This is a genomic window from Streptomyces sp. NPDC006624, from assembly GCF_040611555.1.
GTDB lineage: Bacteria > Actinomycetota > Actinomycetes > Streptomycetales > Streptomycetaceae > Streptomyces.
In genome coordinates, this window is the sequence record NZ_JBEXOM010000099.1 from 1 (window position 1) to 1072 (window position 1072).

At 67.7% G+C, this 1072-nt stretch carries 2 protein-coding genes; both read right to left on the reverse strand.

All coding sequences use genetic code 11. The features are described from left to right. Positions 1-269: 269 nt before the first annotated feature. On the reverse strand, positions 270-464 hold the full coding sequence (locus tag ABZY20_RS37430) for a hypothetical protein (RefSeq protein WP_356448027.1): 195 nt from the start codon (positions 462-464) through the stop codon (positions 270-272). Between the two features lie 3 nt (positions 465-467). Then, positions 468-680, reverse strand: a complete 213-nt coding sequence (locus ABZY20_RS37435) for a phasin family protein (RefSeq protein WP_356448029.1) — start codon at positions 678-680, stop codon at positions 468-470. Positions 681-1072: the final 392 nt, after the last annotated feature.

Sequence of the window (1072 nt, forward strand, 5' to 3'; positions counted from 1 at the left end):
GGAGGCGGTCGATGCTTGCGATCTCCCTGTAGGAGCGGCGCAAGCCGCGACCGCGCAACATCAGATCGCGACGAACCCCCGATCCCCGCGGCCGGCGATTCGACGACAGATCACGTCCGCCGCGATCGCGTCGCCGCCGTAACTTGCCCATCCCAAAGATCCCAGCCGCAGCGCCCCCAAACCGCAGACACGAAAAAACCCGACAGCTCGCGCTGCCGGGTTTTTTCATCGGATCGGGCCGCCGGGAGAGAGTCGGCGGCCGCGTTGCCTTACTTGGCGGCCGGAGCGGCGGCCTTGGCCGCAGCCATGGTGGCCTTCTCGACGTTGGCCTGGGTGGCCTTGGCGGCGGTCTCGACCTGCGACTTGGCCAGCTCGGCGATGGCTTCGTTGGTCTTCAGGGTGCGACCGAAGGCTTCCTGGCCGGTGCTGACGGCGCGCTCGACGTTCTCGCGGGCGATCTGCACGCCCTACCGGAAGAGGGACTTGAGGGCGTCGAAGTCGCGGGCCTCGGCGGCTTCGCCGAAGAACGCGAAGGTGGCGTTGACGCGGTCCTCGATCGCGGCGATCTGCAGGCCGAACACGGCCTCGGCGTTGTCGAGGGCCAGGCGGTTGACCTGAGCGGCCGTGTCCGCGAACTGGCGCGTGGCGGCGGCGAACTGTTCGTTGAACTGCTGGTACATGGCTGAGCTCCTGTTAGGGTCGTCCAGCCGATAGGGCGACTGGATTGTGCGTTGCAGCATAGGCCGCTATTTGTTGCGGCGCAACATGATGCCGACGAGCGGTGCTGAACCGTTCAGAAAGCCTGTGGGGTCAGTCAGTTACGGGGTTGAAAGCTGAATAGGCAAAGCGCCGCGGCCGGCCAGGACGAGGCCGCGCGCATGGCTGATTACGCGAAACTGCGGGACGAGGATGTCTGAACCGTGGCGCGCGCATGACCCGCCGCGGAATCGCGGTCCAGGGCTGATCGCGTCGCAGGCGCCGGCGCGAGGCGCCGGGCTTACTCGCCGCGGTAGCGGCTGCCGGCGGTGCAGGTCTCGTGCACCACGATCTCGCTCAGCAGCGGCAGCGCCGG